Origin of the sequence: Streptomyces sp. NPDC057287 (assembly GCF_042667905.1) — a bacterium.
Lineage (GTDB): Bacteria > Actinomycetota > Actinomycetes > Streptomycetales > Streptomycetaceae > Streptomyces.
Window position 1 is genome coordinate 62,310 of record NZ_JBHUYV010000026.1, and the last position, 16,620, is coordinate 78,929.

Annotated in this window: 16 protein-coding genes; 6 read left to right on the forward strand and 10 right to left on the reverse strand. The window is 69.4% G+C overall.

Annotation, left to right across the window (positions count from 1 at the left end; genetic code table 11):
• Positions 1-124 precede the first annotated feature (124 nt).
• The 4 genes from pstS (at position 125) to pstB (ending at position 4,284) form a co-directional block, all read left to right on the forward strand.
• On the forward strand, positions 125-1,261 hold the full coding sequence (gene pstS / locus ACFUNE_RS34810) for a phosphate ABC transporter substrate-binding protein PstS (RefSeq protein WP_383576472.1): 1,137 nt from the start codon (positions 125-127) through the stop codon (positions 1,259-1,261).
• Positions 1,262-1,389: 128 nt separating this feature from the next.
• Entirely contained in the window at positions 1,390-2,382 is a 993-nt protein-coding gene (gene pstC, locus ACFUNE_RS34815) for a phosphate ABC transporter permease subunit PstC (RefSeq protein WP_383576474.1), read from the forward strand.
• On the forward strand, positions 2,379-3,467 hold the full coding sequence (gene pstA / locus ACFUNE_RS34820; RefSeq protein WP_383576476.1) for a phosphate ABC transporter permease PstA: 1,089 nt from the start codon (positions 2,379-2,381) through the stop codon (positions 3,465-3,467). Before pstC ends, pstA begins: the two co-directional genes overlap by 4 nt.
• 40 nt (positions 3,468-3,507) lie before the next feature.
• Positions 3,508-4,284, forward strand: a complete 777-nt coding sequence (pstB, locus tag ACFUNE_RS34825) for a phosphate ABC transporter ATP-binding protein PstB (RefSeq protein ID WP_383576478.1) — start codon at positions 3,508-3,510, stop codon at positions 4,282-4,284.
• A 110-nt stretch (positions 4,285-4,394) separates the two neighbouring features.
• Here pstB and ACFUNE_RS34830 read toward each other — a convergent pair whose 3' ends face one another.
• Together ACFUNE_RS34830 and ACFUNE_RS34835 are read right to left on the reverse strand one after the other, a co-directional pair.
• Positions 4,395-5,393, reverse strand: coding sequence for an anion permease (locus ACFUNE_RS34830; RefSeq protein ID WP_383576481.1), 999 nt, complete (start codon positions 5,391-5,393; stop codon positions 4,395-4,397).
• Between the two features lie 5 nt (positions 5,394-5,398).
• A complete protein-coding gene (locus tag ACFUNE_RS34835) occupies positions 5,399-6,019 on the reverse strand; it encodes a DUF47 domain-containing protein (protein ID WP_205018015.1) in 621 nt (206 codons plus the stop codon).
• Between the two features lie 220 nt (positions 6,020-6,239).
• Between ACFUNE_RS34835 and ACFUNE_RS34840 the strand changes: the two genes are divergently transcribed.
• Positions 6,240-6,587 (forward strand): metal-sensitive transcriptional regulator, encoded by a 348-nt coding sequence (locus tag ACFUNE_RS34840; RefSeq protein ID WP_383576483.1) that lies wholly within the window; start codon positions 6,240-6,242, stop codon positions 6,585-6,587.
• Positions 6,588-6,609: 22 nt separating this feature from the next.
• Here the strand turns inward: ACFUNE_RS34840 and ACFUNE_RS34845 are convergent, their stop codons facing one another.
• A complete protein-coding gene (locus ACFUNE_RS34845) occupies positions 6,610-6,819 on the reverse strand; it encodes a hypothetical protein (protein WP_383576485.1) in 210 nt (69 codons plus the stop codon).
• A gap of 99 nt (positions 6,820-6,918) precedes the next feature.
• The gene (locus tag ACFUNE_RS34850) at positions 6,919-7,806 is read right to left on the reverse strand and encodes a hypothetical protein (protein ID WP_383576487.1); all 888 of its coding nucleotides are present in this window, start codon (positions 7,804-7,806) and stop codon (positions 6,919-6,921) included.
• Positions 7,807-7,959: 153 nt separating this feature from the next.
• Between ACFUNE_RS34850 and ACFUNE_RS34855 the strand changes: the two genes are divergently transcribed.
• The gene (locus ACFUNE_RS34855) at positions 7,960-8,175 is read left to right on the forward strand and encodes a hypothetical protein (RefSeq protein ID WP_383576564.1); all 216 of its coding nucleotides are present in this window, start codon (positions 7,960-7,962) and stop codon (positions 8,173-8,175) included.
• 257 nt (positions 8,176-8,432) lie between these two features.
• Here the strand turns inward: ACFUNE_RS34855 and ACFUNE_RS34860 are convergent, their stop codons facing one another.
• The 6 genes from ACFUNE_RS34860 to ACFUNE_RS34885 all read right to left on the reverse strand — a co-directional run bounded on the left by ACFUNE_RS34860 (position 8,433) and on the right by ACFUNE_RS34885 (position 16,579).
• Positions 8,433-11,399 (reverse strand): tetratricopeptide repeat protein, encoded by a 2,967-nt coding sequence (locus ACFUNE_RS34860; protein WP_383576489.1) that lies wholly within the window; start codon positions 11,397-11,399, stop codon positions 8,433-8,435.
• Between the two features lie 318 nt (positions 11,400-11,717).
• On the reverse strand, positions 11,718-12,440 hold the full coding sequence (locus ACFUNE_RS34865) for a phosphatase PAP2 family protein (RefSeq protein WP_383576491.1): 723 nt from the start codon (positions 12,438-12,440) through the stop codon (positions 11,718-11,720).
• A 301-nt stretch (positions 12,441-12,741) separates the two neighbouring features.
• Positions 12,742-13,746 carry an NlpC/P60 family protein gene (locus tag ACFUNE_RS34870; protein WP_383576493.1) on the reverse strand — a complete coding sequence of 335 codons (1,005 nt, stop codon included), beginning with the start codon at positions 13,744-13,746 and terminating at the stop codon, positions 12,742-12,744.
• A gap of 102 nt (positions 13,747-13,848) precedes the next feature.
• Positions 13,849-14,304 carry a hypothetical protein gene (locus ACFUNE_RS34875; RefSeq protein ID WP_383576495.1) on the reverse strand — a complete coding sequence of 152 codons (456 nt, stop codon included), beginning with the start codon at positions 14,302-14,304 and terminating at the stop codon, positions 13,849-13,851.
• A 101-nt stretch (positions 14,305-14,405) separates the two neighbouring features.
• Complete coding sequence (locus ACFUNE_RS34880; RefSeq protein ID WP_383576497.1) at positions 14,406-16,202, reverse strand: alpha/beta hydrolase; 1,797 nt, start codon at positions 16,200-16,202, stop codon at positions 14,406-14,408.
• Entirely contained in the window at positions 16,199-16,579 is a 381-nt protein-coding gene (locus tag ACFUNE_RS34885; protein WP_383576561.1) for a hypothetical protein, read from the reverse strand. Before ACFUNE_RS34885 ends, ACFUNE_RS34880 begins: the two co-directional genes overlap by 4 nt.
• Positions 16,580-16,620 lie beyond the last annotated feature (41 nt).

Here is a 16,620-nt window from a genome sequence, read left to right on the forward strand (position 1 = left end):
CTTCACCTGTTCTGCCTAATTTCGGACGTACAAGGTGCACGGCACCAAGCCACCGCACCGTTTCCCCTCGCACGCCGCCTCGCCCCCACCAGCCGCGGCGGCTCCTGGAAGGAACACCCCGAAAGTGAAGCTTCAGCGCAAGAACCGGCTTCGTGCCACCGCGCTCGGTGCCCTCGCCGTCTCCGGCGCCCTGGTCCTCACGGCGTGCGGTTCGGACGACAACACCGGCTCCGACGCGGACGGCGGCGGCAAGACGAGCGCCGCGGCGTCGGACATCAAGTGCGACGGTGCCGAGGGCCAGCTGCGTGCTTCCGGGTCCAGCGCCCAGAAGAACGCGATGGACCTCTGGGTCAAGAACTACATGGCCGCCTGCTCCGGCGTGGAGATCAACTACAGCTCCTCCTCGTCCGGCGAGGGCATCGTCGCCTTCAACCAGGGCACCGTCGGCTTCGCCGGCTCGGACTCCGCCCTGAAGCCCGAAGAGGTCGCCGAGTCGAAGAAGATCTGCAAGAGCGGCCAGGGGATCAACCTCCCCATGGTCGGCGGTCCGATCGCGATCGGCTTCCACCTGGAGGGTGTCGACAAGCTCACCCTGGACGCCTCCACGCTCGCCAAGATCTTCGACACCAAGATCAAGAAGTGGAACGACCCGGCGATCGCCGAGCTCAACGACGGCGTCAAGCTGCCGGACAAGGCGATCCAGCCCTTCCACCGCTCCGAGGACTCCGGCACCACGCAGAACCTCGGCAAGTACCTGAACGCCGCGGCCCCGAGCGACTGGAAGTACGAGGCCGAGAAGAAGTGGCCGGCCCCCGGTGGCCAGGCCGCGTCCCAGTCCTCCGGTGTCGCCACCCAGGTGAAGGCCGTCGACGGCGCGATCGGCTACTTCGAGCTCTCCTACGCCAAGTCGCAGGAGATCACCACCGTCGACATCGACACCGGTGGCGCCGCCCCGGTCGAGGCCACCTCGGAGAACGCCTCCAAGGCGATCGCCGCCGCCAAGGTCAAGGGCACCGGCAAGGACCTGGCGCTCGACCTCGACTACACCACCAAGGCCGAGGGCGCGTACCCGATCGTCCTGGTGACCTACGAGGTCGTCTGCGACACCGGCAACAAGGCCGAGACCCTCGGCTCGGTCAAGTCCTTCCTGACCTACACCGCCTCCGCCGAGGGCCAGAAGGTCCTCACCGAGGCCGGCTACGCCCCGATCCCCGAGGCGATCAACGCCAAGGTCCGCGAGACCGTCACCGGTCTCAAGTAGCCCCACCGCACGACACGCACAGGCGGGCCGGTCCGGCGCACCCCTCCGGACCGGCCCCCACCGCCCGACCCATCCGGTGCACCGCCGCCAGGGGAGCCAGCCGCTCCCCCACACAGACCGGAAAGACCATGGCTTCCACAACACCGCTCGACACGCCACCGGCTCCGCCGGCCACGCGCGGCCGCCCCAAGTCCACCGGGCGCGCCGGCGACAAGATCTTCCTGGGCCTCTCCCGCGGCTCGGGCATCCTGCTGCTCGTGATCATGGCGTCGATCGCCGTGTTCCTCAGCTACCGCGCCGTCATAGCCATCTCGAAGGACGAGGGCAACTTCCTCACCACCTTCGACTGGAACCCCGCGGGTGACCCGCCGGTCTTCGGCATCGCGGTCCTGCTCTTCGGCACGGTCGTCAGCTCGATCATCGCGATGGTCATCGCGGTTCCGATCGCTGTCGGCATCGCCCTCTTCATCTCGCACTACGCGCCGCGCAAGCTGGCAGCCCCCGTCGCCTACGTGGTCGACCTCCTCGCCGCGGTGCCCAGCATCGTCTACGGCATCTGGGGCGCGCTGGTCCTCGTCCCGTACCTGGAGGGCCTGAACCTCTGGCTCGACCAGTTCTTCGGCTGGACGTACATCTTCGAGAAGACCGAGATCGGCGTCGCCCGCTCGCTCTTCACCGTCGGCATCCTGCTCGCGATCATGATCCTGCCGATCGTGACCAGTGTCAGCCGCGAGGTCTTCCTCCAGGTCCCGAAGATGAACGAGGAAGCGGCGCTCGCCCTCGGGGCCACCCGCTGGGAGGTCATCCGCCTCTCGGTGCTGCCCTTCGGCCGCTCCGGCATCATCTCGGCCTCGATGCTGGGCCTCGGCCGGGCGCTCGGCGAGACGATGGCCGTCGCCACGGTGCTGTCGCCGAGCTTCCTCATCTCGCTGCACGTGCTCAATCCGGGCGGCGGGACCTTCGCCCAGAACATCGCGGCCAAGTTCGGCGAGGCCGACGAATTCGGGCGCGACGCCCTGATCGCCTCGGGCCTCGTCCTCTTCGTCCTCACCCTGCTGGTCAACGGCGCGGCCCGGCTCATCATCGCCCGCCGCAAGGAGTACTCGGGGGCCAACGCATGAGCCACGCCACCACCACCGACGTCCAGGACAAGCGTCCGCGGACCTCGCCGGACCCCCGCGGCACCGGCCTCAGCAGCAGGAGCCTCCCCCGCTGGGCCCCGCTCGGCTTCGCCGTCGTGGCGGTCGCGCTCGGTGTCGGGATCTCCCTGGCAGCCGGCTGGCAGAGCCGCGTCCAGTGGGGCCTGATCTCCGCCCTGCTCTTCCTGGCCCTCTCGTACGTCGCCACGACCGTCGTCGAGAACCAGCGCCAGGCCAAGGACCGCCTCGCCACCAGCATCGTCTGGGTCTGCTTCCTCATCGCCGTCGTCCCGCTCGCCTCGCTGCTCTGGACCACGATCAGCCGCGGCTCCGAGCGCCTCGACGGCTACTTCCTCAGCCACTCGATGGCCGGAGTCCTCGGCTCCGAGGACAGCGGCGGTGTCTACCACGCGCTGATCGGGACCCTGGAGCAGGTCGGGATCGCCACCGTGATCTCCGCCCCCCTCGGACTGCTGACCGCGGTCTACCTGGTCGAGTACGGCAAGGGCGCGCTCGCCAAGGCAGTGACCTTCTTCGTCGACGTCATGACGGGCATCCCGTCCATCGTGGCCGGTCTCTTCATCCTGTCGATCATGCTGATCGCCAACCTCGAGCCCTCCGGTCTGATGGGCGCCCTGGCCCTGACGATCCTGATGATCCCGGTCGTGGTGCGCTCCACCGAGGAGATGCTCAAGCTCGTCCCCAACGAGCTCCGCGAGGCCTCCCTCGCACTCGGCATCCCCAAGTGGCGCACCATCCTGAAGGTGGTGCTGCCCACCGCGATCGGCGGCATCACCACCGGCGTCATGCTCGCCATCGCCCGCATCGCGGGAGAGACGGCGCCGATCATCCTGCTCGTCTTCGGCAGCCAGCTGATCAACACGAACCCCTTCGAAGGCGCGCAGAACTCGCTGCCCTTCTACATCTACGAGCAGTACAAGGTCGGCGAGGCCGCGTCCTACGACCGGGCCTGGGCCGCCGCCCTGGTGCTGATCGCCTTCGTCATGATCCTCAATCTCGTGGCCCGCGGCATCGCCCGCTGGAAGGCCCCGAAGACCGGTCGCTGACGCGGCCATCAGCGACCTCCCGAAAGAAGCAGTGATTCACATGGCCAAGCGCATCGACATCGGCGGCCTCACCGCCTACTACGGCTCCCACAAGGCCATCGAGGACATCTCGATGACCGTGGAACCCCGCTCCGTGACGGCCTTCATCGGCCCGTCCGGCTGTGGCAAGTCCACCTTCCTCCGCACCCTGAACCGCATGCACGAGGTCACCCCCGGTGGCCGCGTCGAGGGCAAGGTGCTGCTGGACGACGAGAACCTGTACGGCTCCGGCGTCGACCCCGTCACCGTGCGCCGCACGGTCGGCATGGTGTTCCAGCGCCCGAACCCCTTCCCCACCATGTCGATCTTCGACAACGTCGCGGCGGGCCTGCGGCTGAACGGCTCCTACCGCAAGAACCAGCTGTCGGACATCGTCGAGAAGTCCCTCAGGGGCGCGAACCTCTGGAACGAGGTCAAGGACCGCCTGAACAAGCCGGGCTCCGGCCTCTCCGGCGGCCAGCAGCAGCGCCTCTGCATCGCCCGCGCGATCGCCGTCGAGCCGCAGGTGCTGCTGATGGACGAGCCCTGCTCGGCGCTGGACCCGATCTCGACCCTCGCCATCGAGGACCTGATCGGCGAGCTGAAGGAGCGCTTCACGATCGTCATCGTGACGCACAACATGCAGCAGGCGGCACGCGTCTCGGACCGTACGGCCTTCTTCAACCTCTCGGCGGTGGGCAAGCCCGGCCGGCTGATCGAGATCGACGAGACGGAGCGGATCTTCTCCAACCCGTCGGTGCAGGCGACCGAGGACTACATCTCGGGCCGCTTCGGATAACCACAGACGGCCTTGGGGTGCTGCATGGCGGTGCCACCACAAGGCAAAGGGTCCGCCCCTGCTCTCCTGAGGAGAGCAGGGGCGGACCCATGACGTGGAGAACCGGGACGTCACCCGAAGAGCAGGACGACGACCCCGTAGCTGAGCGCGGCGACCAGCGCCGCGGCCGGCATGGTGATGAACCAGCCCATGATGATGTTCTTGGCCACGCCCCAGCGCACCGCGTTCACGCGCTTCGTCGCGCCGACACCCATGATCGCCGAGGTGATGACATGAGTCGTGGAGATCGGTGCGTGGAACAGGAACGCCGAGCCGAACATGATCGACGCGCCGGTCGTCTCGGCCGCGAACCCCTGCGGCGGATCCAGCTCGATGATCTTGCGGCCGAGCGTGCGCATGATGCGCCAGCCACCCGCGTACGTACCGAGGGAGAGCATCGCCGCACAGGCGAACTTCACCCAGATCGGGATCTCGTCGTTCGGACCCTCGACGTCGGCGATGACCAGGGCCAGCACGACGATGCCCATCGTCTTCTGCGCGTCCTGCAGTCCGTGCCCGAGCGCCATGCCGGCGGCCGAGACGGTCTGGGCTATGCGGAAGCCGCGCTTGGCCTTGTGCGGGTTGGCCTTGCGGAACATCCACAGGATGCCGACCATCACCAGGTATCCGGCCACCAGGCCGATGACCGGGGAGACGAACATCGGGATGACGATCTTCTCCAGCACCCCGGACCAGATCACGTCGGTCCCGCCGGCGAGCGCCGCCCCGACCATGCCGCCGAACAGCGCGTGCGAGGACGAGGAGGGCAGCCCGAAGTACCAGGTGACGAGGTTCCAGATGATCGCGCCGACCAGCGCCGCGAACAGGATGCCCATCCCCTTCTGTCCTTGGGGCGTGGCGATGATGCCTTCACTGACGGTCTTGGCGACCCCCTGGCCCAGGAAGGCGCCTGCGAGGTTCATCACAGCGGCCATCGCCAGAGCCGCACGCGGGGTCAGCGCCCGGGTGGAGACCGAGGTGGCGATGGCGTTCGCCGAGTCGTGGAAGCCGTTCGTATACGTGAAGCCGAGCGCGACACCGATGGTCACGATCAGCGCAAAGGTGTCCACGAGGTTCAGGACTCCTTGACCGCGATGGTCTCCACCGTGTTGGCGACGTGCTCGAACGCGTCAGCCGCCTCTTCCAGCACGTCCACGATCTGCTTGAGCTTCAGCACGTCCATGGCTTCGTACTTGCCGTTGAAGAGCTGGGCCAGCAGCTTGCGGTGGATCTGGTCGGCCTGGTTCTCCAGACGGTTGACCTCGATCCAGTACTCGGTGAGGTTGTCCATGGTCCGCAGACTCGGCATGGCCTCGGCGGTCAGTTCCGCCGCCCTGGCCAGGACCTCGATCTGCTGCTCGACACCCTTCGGGAGTTCGTCGATCTGGTACAGGACGACCAGGTCGACGGCCTCCTCCATGAAGTCCATGATGTCGTCGAGCGACGACGCGAGGTTGTAGATGTCCTCGCGGTCGAACGGCGTGATGAAGGAGGAGTTCAGCTGGTGGAAGATCGCGTGGGTGGCATCGTCCCCCGCGTGCTCCGCTGCCCGCATACGCTCCGCGATCTCGACTCGGGAGGCAGAATCCGCCCCGAGCAGTTCCATGAGGAGCTTCGAGCCCGTGACGATGTTGTCCGCGGATGCGGAAAACATGTCGTAGAAGCTCGTCTCCCTGGGGGTCAGACGAAAGCGCACGTGGGGTCCTCGGGGTGCTTTGGATTCGGTCAGGCTGATGCTAGGCGCATCATCCGGCCACGGCTAACCGGCGTTCTTCAGTGTCGCGCATCGGGCACAGTGATCAGCACGGCCCCCCGGTCACGTTTCGGCTGGATTCGTTACGATATACCCGGCAGGGGTATACAGACGGCACAGAACGGCACGCACACCGCAGGCCAAGAGGACAACGGAGGACCCCATGACCACCACCGAGGCCACCGGCGCAGCCGGTTCGGACGCGGTCGTCACCGATCACGACCGCGGTATCCACGGGTATCACCATCAGAAGGAGGAGCACCTCAAGCGCCTGCGCCGCATCGAGGGCCAGATCCGCGGCCTCCAGCGGATGGTGGACGAGGACGTCTACTGCATCGACATACTCACCCAGGTCTCGGCCTCCACCAAGGCCCTGCAGTCCTTCGCCCTCCAGCTGCTGGAGGAGCATCTGCGCCACTGCGTCGCGGATGCCGCGCTCAAGGGCGGCGAGGAGATCGACGCGAAGGTCGAGGAGGCCACCAAGGCCATCGCCCGCCTCCTGCGTACGTGACGCCGGCCGGGGGAGAGAGAGGTCACCCCCGGTGGCGCGCCTGCCGGGGAATCGTCGGCGCCGGCTCGGCGCGATCCGCTCCGACGTTGAGCACCTCGTCGATCCGGTCGGGACTGAGCCGGTCCTCCAGCGCGTCCGCCGCCGCGATCATGAGCTCGCCGCACAGTTCGATCTCGGCCAGGGCCACACAGTCCTGAGCGTTCGGAGCGCTGAGCGTCACCACCTGCGTCACCTCTCTCTGCTGTCGCCGACCCCTGGCGCACCGACTTCCTAGCGTAGGGAGCGCGGCACGCACCGCGCATGGCACGGACGGACCATTTCGGCCCCCTCCCTACGGCGCTTCCGGGCCACTCCGGCCCTGCTGGACCCGCCCCGTGTAGATGTCCGCGTCGGGCGGCAGCTCCACGGAGACCGGCGCGCCGAAGCCGTACAGCAGCATCGTCGACACCACCGCCACCGCGGGGCCCTCGGTCGCGAAGGTGAAGCGGTGGCGCACCTTCCGCAGCAGGCCCTCGTCGTCCAGATACGCGTCGAAGGGCACCGAATCCGTGCTGAACCCTTTCGCTGCGGCGGTCAGCGCCCCGCGCGAGGACGGCGAGGCCTCCCGCGCCGCCCGGCCCAGGTCCGCGGTCCCCCGGTAGTGCCGGACCGGCACCCCGGCCAGTTCCGTCCGCCCGACGTACGTCACCGTGCCCGCGCCGCGCAGGAGCTCGACGGCGGCTGTCGGATCCGTCACACCGCCGGTGACCAGGTTGCCGTCCTCCAGGGACGTCGTGTCGATCCGCACCCACTTGTCGTCGGGCACCCCGGCGCCGCGGTTCTTCATGTACAGCGCTCCGGGGGCCAGCAGCTCCGTGATCGGCCGGTGCTCGTCGGCCCCGGCGGCGTCCTTGGGGAGGAGGACCTTGATCCGGCCCAGCTGCTTGCGGAAGTCGTACGAACCCTGGCCCCGGATCGTCACCCGGGTCCCGCCCGCCGCGGTCTCCATCGACGTGCGCGTCTCGGCGCTGCCCGCGGCCGCCAGCTCCTCGGCCGCCCGCCGGACCACGTCGGCCGGGGTGGTGGCCCGGACGCCCCGGGCCACGGCACGCTCGCCCACCCCGTCGCCCCCGGCGCCGCCCGCGCCGGAGCATCCGCTGCCCACCGTCATCACTCCGGCCACGGCCAGCGCACACACAGCCAGTGCCCCGCCTCCGCACCTCTGCTGCTGCACCACCATCGCCTGCCAACCCCCAACGACGCGCACCTGACCGAGTTCCCGCCCGTCCCGCATAACGACGGCCGGGGCGCCCCGTCACGCCACCGGGCCCCTTCCGGAAGCCGATCGGCCCACTCCCCGGCCGCCGGACGGCGGCCCCCGTACCGTGGACCCGTGCATCAGGAACCCTCGGACCCCTTGGTCCAAGCCCCCGTACGCATCCCCTCGCAGGGCCCGGAACACGCGCACACCACGACCACGGTCGAACGGGGCTCGTTCTGCCTGGCGCGCTGCGTCTGCGGCTGGTCCGGGCCGGCCCGGCGCTCCCGCGACCGCGCCAGGGCGGACGCGGAGGAACACCACCTCACCCCTCCGGGCGACCCCCGCTAAGGGCTGTCCCGTAATCCCTGGTGGATCAGCGCGCGGCGTCAGATGCGGTGCATCGCAAGGCGGAGGGGCGTCCGCATACTGGATGTATTCGGGCGTTCCGACAACGCGGCGAGGTGCCGTAGCTGTCGTCGTGCGCCCGCCAGGGATTACGGGACAGCCCTTAGGTGCCGGCGAGGGTCCGCCAGGTGCGGGCCGGCCTGGTCCCGCCAGGACCCGCGAGCTCCGGCCAGGTACCGCCAGACCCCAGTGAGGTCCCGCTAGAGCGTCCCCCGCAGGCGCGTCAGGACCGGCTCGATGCGCGGCCCCGCCTCCGGGATGACCTCGCGGAGGAACACGAGGTCATCGATCGTCTCCCCGAGCGGGACCGCACCGGGGCCGAGCGCGACAAGCGCTTCGCACCGGGCGGCCACGGCGTCGTCGCCGGGCAGGAGACAGGAGAGTACGAGCAGCCCCTGGTACGCCTCCACGACGCCGCCGCCACGCTCCCCGGCCGCGGTGAAGAGGCGCACGGCACATGTGAGGTGCGCCTGTGCCGCCTCCCCCTGACCGTCACCGGCCGCGCGCAGCGCGAGGGCGTACAGCATCTGGTTCCAGCCGTCCTCCGGATCGACCTCGACCGCCCTGACGCAGTCGGCGAGAGCCTCCTCGTGCCTGCCCATGCGCAGATACGTCCGGGCCCGGGCGCACAGGGTCCAGTCGGAGACCGGGTCGGCCTCGATCGCCCGGGTGAGGTCGGCGACCGCTTCCTCGTAGCGCCCGAGCCCCTCGTACAGCTCACCGCGGCTGCCGGCCGCCCAGCTGTACCCGGGGCTGATGTCGAGGGCCCGTGTGTAGTCGGCGAGGGCCTCGTCCCGGCGGCCCAGAGCCTCGTACACCTCCGCCCGCTTGGCCCACGCCCAGGCGTACAGCGGGTCGATCTCGACGGCGCGGCCGTAGTCGGCGAGGGCCTCCTCGTGCCGGCCCGTCCGCTCGAAGAGCTCCGCCCGGCTCCCGAAGGCCCACTCGTACAGCGGATCGATCTCGATCGCCCGGGCGTAGTCGGCGAAGGCCTCGTCGTGCCGTCCCAGGGCCTCGTACACCCGTGCCCGACTTCCGTGGGCCCAGGCGTACAGCGGATCGATCTCGATCGCACGGGCGAAGCCGGCCAGTGCCTCCTCGTACCGGCCCCTCCGCTCGAGGAGCTCGGCCCGGGTCGCGACGGCCCAGCCGTACAGCGGGTTGATCCCGATGGCACGGTCGTAGTCGGCGAAGGCCTCCTCCCAGCGCTCCAGGGCCTCGTACACCCGCGCCCGACTTCCGTGGGCCCAGGCGTACAGCGGATCGATCTCGATCGCCCGGGCGAAATCGGCCAGGGCCGCCTCGTGGCGTCCCAGATTGCGGAGGGAGTCCCCACGGCTGCCGAAGGCGATGACGTGGCGCGGGTCGATCTCCAGCGCACGGGTGCAGGAGGAGACCGCCTCCTCGTGACGGCCCAGCACCCGGTAGGTCTCTCCCAGCCCGGCGTGGGGGCGGGCCTCGTCCGGCGTGAGGGCGACGGCCGCCACGCAGTCCGCCAGCGCGCTCTCGGGGTCACCCGCACCCCGGTGGTCCACGGCGCGCAGGGTGTGCACCAACGCCCGTCCGGACGCGCCGAGATCGGGCGCGTTCAGCAGAAGGGTCAGCGCGACCGCGACCGCCCTGTCCTGCTCGGCCGCGTCCCCGAGACGGCGCCCCCAGGACACGAGGGTCTCCGAGTCGGAGTCGGCCCCCGCACCGCTGAGGATCTGGGCCCAGCGACGGAGCGTGGCGGCATCGCGGCCGACGGCGTAGGCGCTCTCGCGGAGTGCCTCGGACAGGGCGGTGCGCGGGTTCGCGCACAGCCGGTGATACGTCTCGTTAGCCCGGTGCTCCCGCCAGACGGTGTCGCCCCAGTGGTCCTCGGGGTCGGCCCCGGCCCCGAGATCCGCCTCCGCCGCCAGCCGCCACTGCTGGAAACGGTCGGCCAGGCGGGTGTGCGCCTGCTGCCACCGCTCGGGGGACCTGGTCCGCTGGAGGCGCAGCATCGCGGCGCGTACGACCTCGTGGTAGCGGCAGCGGCCCGCCCGGGCCGAGACGAAGGCCAGACCCCGCAGCCACGCGTACCCCTCGGCAGCCGCCTCGGGGACGACCGCGCGGTAGACGTCCTCGTCGAGCTGCAGGGGGAGCGCACAGGCGAGCGCGGCCTCACGCCGCTCCGCGTCCCGCTCCCACTTCAGGAATCTCTCGACCGCCGTCTCGGACGGATCGCCGATGCCCGGGTTCCCTCCCGGGTCGCTCCGGGCCAGCATGTCCACCAGCAGCGGCAGCCGGCCCGACAGCCGCAGCACCAGCTCGATTCCGGCGTCGTCGGTGACGCCGTGAGCGGCGAGCAGCGTGCGTGCCTCCTCGTCGGTGAACACCTCCAGGCGCACCTCGGTGACCTGACCGAGCCGATCGCCCCAGACCCGAGTGTCCAGACCCGACTGGCCGGACAGCACGATCTGCACGTTGACCGGCAGGCCGCCGTACTCCTCGCCGAAGACGATGTCGTGCAGCCACGCGTCGAGCACCGGTCCGGTCCGCTCGTACACGTCGAAGAACAGCACCACCCGCTCGCACCGCTCGGCGACGTCGGCCAGGTCCTCCAGGAAGACCGGGGCGAGGACCGCCAGCGGGTTCATCACCAGGTGCACGTCGTCATGGCTGCGCAGGCGCATGTTGAGGGCCGCCCGCACCCGGTCCGCGCCCAGTGCGACCTGCTGCGGATCGACCGCGCCGACGAACGCCCCGATGCCGGGCACCATGCCCAGCCCGACCAGCCCCACCTGCGCCGCGACCGTGCTCGACGGCGACGCCGCCGCCCGTACGGGATCGGCGGCCGTGCCGCCCGAGGGGTCCGGCTGCGGTGCGGGGACGGCGCTCTCGGCCTGGTGCCTGCGCTGCCGGTAGGTCGCCAGCTGCTTGTCGAACCTCTTCAGCGGGTGCCCCTGCCGGCCCAGCCGGGCGCTGACCGCTTCCATCGCCTCGACCGCGTCGTGCACGTCGTCGCCCACGAACGAGGTGGCGACGGAGGCCTGCTCCCGTGCGGTGGCCTCCCACTGACGCACCAGCGTCGACTTGCCCACGCCCCCGTTGCCCCGCACGTGGAACAGGAACGGGAAGCCGGCCTCCTCCGGGTCCCTGGCGAAGGTCTCCCGGAAGACCGCCAGCTCGTTGCGGCGCCCCACGAACCCCGTACGCTCGCTCCGCCGATTGACTTCCTGCCGTGACGGCCGCCGACCGGCCACGTGCACCACCCCCCGGGTCCTCGGCCATGATGCCCCGCCACCGTCGCGGCTCGACCGGAACGATCGAACTCAGCCATTTTCGCCACATGCGTGAGGGACTCCCGCGCCCGCCACATGTGTGAGGGACCGACGTACCACCCCGCTTGTGTGCGAGGGGCGCCCGCGCCACCCGCTTGTGTGCGAGGGCGCCCGCACATGCGTGAGGGGGTGCCCCTTCCGGGACACCCCCTCACGTCGTCCTACGTCCTTGCGCCCCGTCTAGGCGGCGAGGTCCTTCTCGCCGGGACGGTCGGACCCCTGGGCCGGCTCGGGGATCCCGTGCGTCTCGCCCCGTCCGCCGGGCGCGGCGGCCGCTCCACCCGAACGGACGAGCCTGCCGACCACCCCGGCGCGGGCCACGGCCCCCACCAGAGGCGTCAGCAGCATCATCGCGAGGGGCGCGAGCAGCAGGGCCACTGCCGTACCGAGGGCGAAGCCGCCGATCACGTCGGTCGGGTAGTGCACGCCCATGTAGACGCGGCAGAAGCCCTCGAGGAGCGCCAGCGCGATCGCCGCCAGGCCGAACTTCCTGTTGGCCACGAAGAGGCCCACCGCGATCGCCATCGCCATCGTCGCGTGGTCGCTCACGAAGGAGAAGTCCGTCTTGCCCTTCACCAGGACTTCGAGCCCCTTGTGGTCGAAGAACGGACGCGGCCGTTCCACGAAACCACGGATCGGGATGTTGATGAGCAGGGCGATCCCTGCGGCGAGCGGCGCCCACACGAGCCCGGCAACCGCCGTCACCGAGTCCTCGGTCGTCCCGCGTCGGCGCACACTCCACCAGCACCACAGGACCGCCAGGACCATGGCGAACATGATCCCGAATTCACCGACGAACTCCATGACCCGGTCGAACCAGGTCGGAGCGGCCTTCGCCAGCCCATTGATGTCGTAGAGCAGGCTGACATCGGGGTTCGACCCATCGAGTGCGAGTCCAGCCATCTGCCGCGGCCCCTTGCCTTGTCTGCTGCTGCGACGCACAACGGCGTGCGTCGCCTTGGTCTGACCCCCGTGGTCGGTGCGGATTCAGTGCCGCGTCACGCCATGATGCCGTCACGCCCGACTGGTCTGGGCAGTCACGCATGGTCATGTGCGCATGCTGTCCCAGTCCAGGGAACGGCCTGTCAGCTGCGTACGTTCCGTTCTCCACCGAATGATCACCATGACGTTATCGAAGAGTGACTCATCGTCGCAGCTCAGGGCCCGGGCTTCACGGAGAGTTCCGGCCATCGCCGACTGACTGTCAGCTTCCGGGAAGCGCGGTGGGAAGCGCCGCTGCCCCGTCCTTCGTGACCCTTGTCGCACCGAAGTAGTCCGGCGTATCGATCTTGTCGAACCGGATCACGGCACCGGTGTACGGAGCGTTGATCATGTACCCCCCGCCGACGTAGAGCCCCACGTGATGGATGGCACGCGAATTGTTCAGGTCGTCCGAGAAGAACACCAGGTCACCCGGGAGGAGCTCGTCACGGGAGGGGTGCGGCCCGGCGTTGTACTGGTCGTTGGCCACACGCGGGAGTTCGATGTCGACCGTCCGGTACGCGGCCTGCGTCAGCCCGGAACAGTCGAACCGGCCCCCTTGGTCGGCCGTCCCGTTGCCACCCCACAGATACGGAGTGCCGAGCTTCTTCTGCGCGAAGTAGATCGCCCCGGCCGCCTGCTGCGAGGGCTGCACCCGGCCGACGGGCTTCGCGAAGCTCTTCTCCAGGGAACGGATGATCTTGACGTAGTTCTGCGTCTCACTGATCGCGGGCACTCCACCCGACCGGATCACCCGGTAGGCGCCCGCGTTGTAGGCGGCGAGCATGTTGTCGGTCGGGTCGCCCGGCACCTTCTTGACGTACCCGGCGATCTCGCAGTCGTACGACGCGGCGGACGGAATCGCGTCGGCCGGGTCCCACACGTCCCGGTCCCCGTCCTGGTCCCCGTCGATGCCGTGCGTGGCCCAGGTGCCGGGGATGAACTGCGCGATGCCCTGCGCGGCGGCAGGGCTGCGGGCGCTCGGGTTCCAGCCGCTCTCCTGGTACAACTGCGCGGCCAAGAGCGCGGGGTTGATGGCGGGACAGAGGTTGCCCCACTTCTCCACGAGCGGCTGATACCGCGCCGGCACCGCCCCCTTGGCCAGCCCTACGGCCCCGCCCGCCCCGGAGATCCCGGCGGCGGCGGAGTACGTACCGACGACGAGCAGGGCGATGAAGCACAGGCCCAGCCCGATCCCACCGCCGACGAACACCCAGTATTTCCGCACACCACAACCATCCCCCATTCGGGCGCGGTTCACGACGCGATTCGCTGGTGTGTACGGGTGGATGGGGGCATGAGGGGGCGTCAGGGGCGGCTACGGGGGGGGTCAGGGGGCGCCGGCCGACCAGAAGGTCGAGCGGATGTTGGGGCGGGGGATGTGCTCCATGCCCTCGTAGGTGGGCGCGGTCGCCTGGGTCGTGGACTCGGCCACCTCGGACTCCTCCACGCAGGGTGTGTCGACCTCGAAGAACACCTGCCCCTCGCCCCCGACGATCAGGCTGACACCGAATCCGTCCTTGGTCTGGGCAAAGATTGCCGGGACGTCCGGATCATTGTTGATGGACTTCATCCGGTACCCGCTCTTGCGCCAGTAGCGATCCACGACGCCCAGGAAGCTGCCCCTGCGCTCGGCGGAGACGATGGTCATCACGGTGCGCCGCCTGGTTACGTCACAGCTGCCCGTGGTGGTCGTATCGTGCGTCCACTTCACTTCTGGATCGATCTCACCCAGGAGACCGTCCAAGATCTGATCCGCCCGCTCCGCAGCTTGCTGCATATCCATGTCAGGCCTTTCCGCCCCACCAAGGGAAGAGACGTCATGCGCACACCCTGCAAGCGATGCAAAAATGAGCAGGGCACTGATCGAGAGGGAAATTTTTCGCACTATCGATGCTCCTGCGTATTGATCTTCCCTGAACGCCCTGCAGCGATCAGTGAAATATTGTGAGCCGACGCTGCGTCTCTCTTCGGGTCGAAGTATTGAGAGTGCGCATCGATGGACGGCCCCATACCGCCGACCAGCCCGGGGCCGTCATCAACACGGAATCGCCTAGCACCGAACGCCTCGCTCGCCGGGTCCTTACCGAACCAGAGGTCATCGTCACCTGGGTCTGCGACGTCACCCGCAACGTAGACCAGGGGTGCGGACACGGCGGCTGCTACCGCACCAGCCGCCGCCTGTGGCTTCGATGGCAGCTTTGTCACGACATCGTTTTCGGCCGCTCCTACGAATACGTGCTCCCTGCCCACCCCCAGATCCTCAGCACGATCGACTCCCACGCCAGGGCTCCCCACCAAAACGATGTCGTCAACTCCCGGAATCCCGTCACCTTGCTGCGCTGCCGCACCTACGGTTCGCGATCCGTAGGAGTGCCCAATGGCAGTAAGATGCGGATCTCGATGCTCGTTTGTTGCCACCAGGCCACCCGTAAATTCATTGAACCGCTGGCCACCTTCAGTCGCTCTGCCATCGCCCGCCACTGCCAAGCTACTGAAGCCATCAATGCTCTGCGGTGCGTCGTACCCAAGCCAGGCGATCGCAGCGCCCGATGAATCGTGCTGGCGCACCCCCTTAGCTGTGTCCAAGGCGCGTTTCAAATCGTTTTTAGCAAAGTCTTCATCCAAAGACGTGTTCAGCCCCGGCACATACGCCGCCACATTCTTCGCTGTATCCGGGTTCCCGTACGAGACGATCGCTCGCCCGTTCCCCTCGTCGCTCATGCCCAGGAGGAACATCGGCGGCTCACCCGGCTTGGCCGCCGCCCCCAGTTGCCGCTCGATCTCCCGCAAGCCCGCCAGCTGGGTGGCCGCCTCGTCGTCGTCGCGCCCCTCCAGCTTGCCGATCAGCAGCGACAGGTTGTCCCGGTTCGCCGCGTCGCGGACCAGTGCCGGGATGCCGTCCAGGTTCCCGATCTGGTCCGGGTAGACCGCGAGGTACTCCTCGCGCTGTTCCTGGGTCAGCCCCGCCCACCAGTCGCGCCGCTCCGCAGGGGACGCGTCGCGCGGGATGGCGTCCTTGAGGTAGGCGCCGGCCGCGTCCCGGACCTCCGCCGCGTCGCCTGCCGCGTCCTTCCAGGTGGAGTCCGGTACCTTCAGGCCGTCCTCGGCCCTCAGACGACGCAGGATCCCCGCGTATCTCCAGTCGATCTCGGCCGCCGCCCGCACCGCTCCCGTCACCCGGTCCGCGATGTCCTGCGCCTTGCCCGCGTTCGAGTTGGGTGCGACCAGGCCGGAGGCCGGCGTCAGCCCGGGCGAGCCGCTCGACGCCGCCGTGCCGCCCCGCAGCGGGGCGCCGCCGACCAGGCCCTCGCCCCCTGCCGGGTAGGTCACCGACCCGTCCGGGTGCACCGTGAACTTCAGCGCGGCCGCGTCGTCCAGTGCGTCCCTCAGCGCCCGCTGCTGTGTCTTCATCTCGTGGGCCAGGGAATTCAGCGTCGTACGGAGGAGCCCGCACTCGGTGTACACGTACTGGAAGTTGCGCCCCAGCTGCCGCAGTCGCCTCACCGCCGCCTGCGCCGCCTCGCCCTCCTGTGTGTCCCGGAGGCCCGTGAGGAGCTGCTGTTCGATGCGGTCCCGTGCGGCGTCGGCACGGTTGCTGGACTTGCCCCACCCGTCGGCCGCGCCCTCCAGCTCCGCGCATTTCAGATCCCGTAACTCCGCCCAGGTCAGCGCCGCGGTCACTGCTCGTCACCGACCCGTGGGACGGGCACCGAGGCGAAGGACGACCTGACGGCCTCGTTCGTGGCGCCCTGCGTCCGCGCGACGGCCCGCAGCCCGGCCGCCAGGCTGCCGCACTCACCTCGGGCAGCCTGGATCCGCCGTTCCCAGGACTCCCGTACGGCGGCAAGCTCGGCAAGGGCGGTCAGCCGGCCCGCCCCCGCCATCAGTCCCGCATGAGCCAGGGCCAGCTCGGACCGGACCGGCCCCAGATGAGCCACCAGTTCCTCCGCGCCCCCGGCGGCCCGCAGCCACGGCCCGTCACTGTGCTTCAGCCTCGGCCCCTGACCACCCGCACCCGGCGGCCCCGCCGGATCATCCGCGACGCCCACCACGGCCACACCCCTCACCCCGTTCCTTGATCACGGAGCGGCACTGTGTC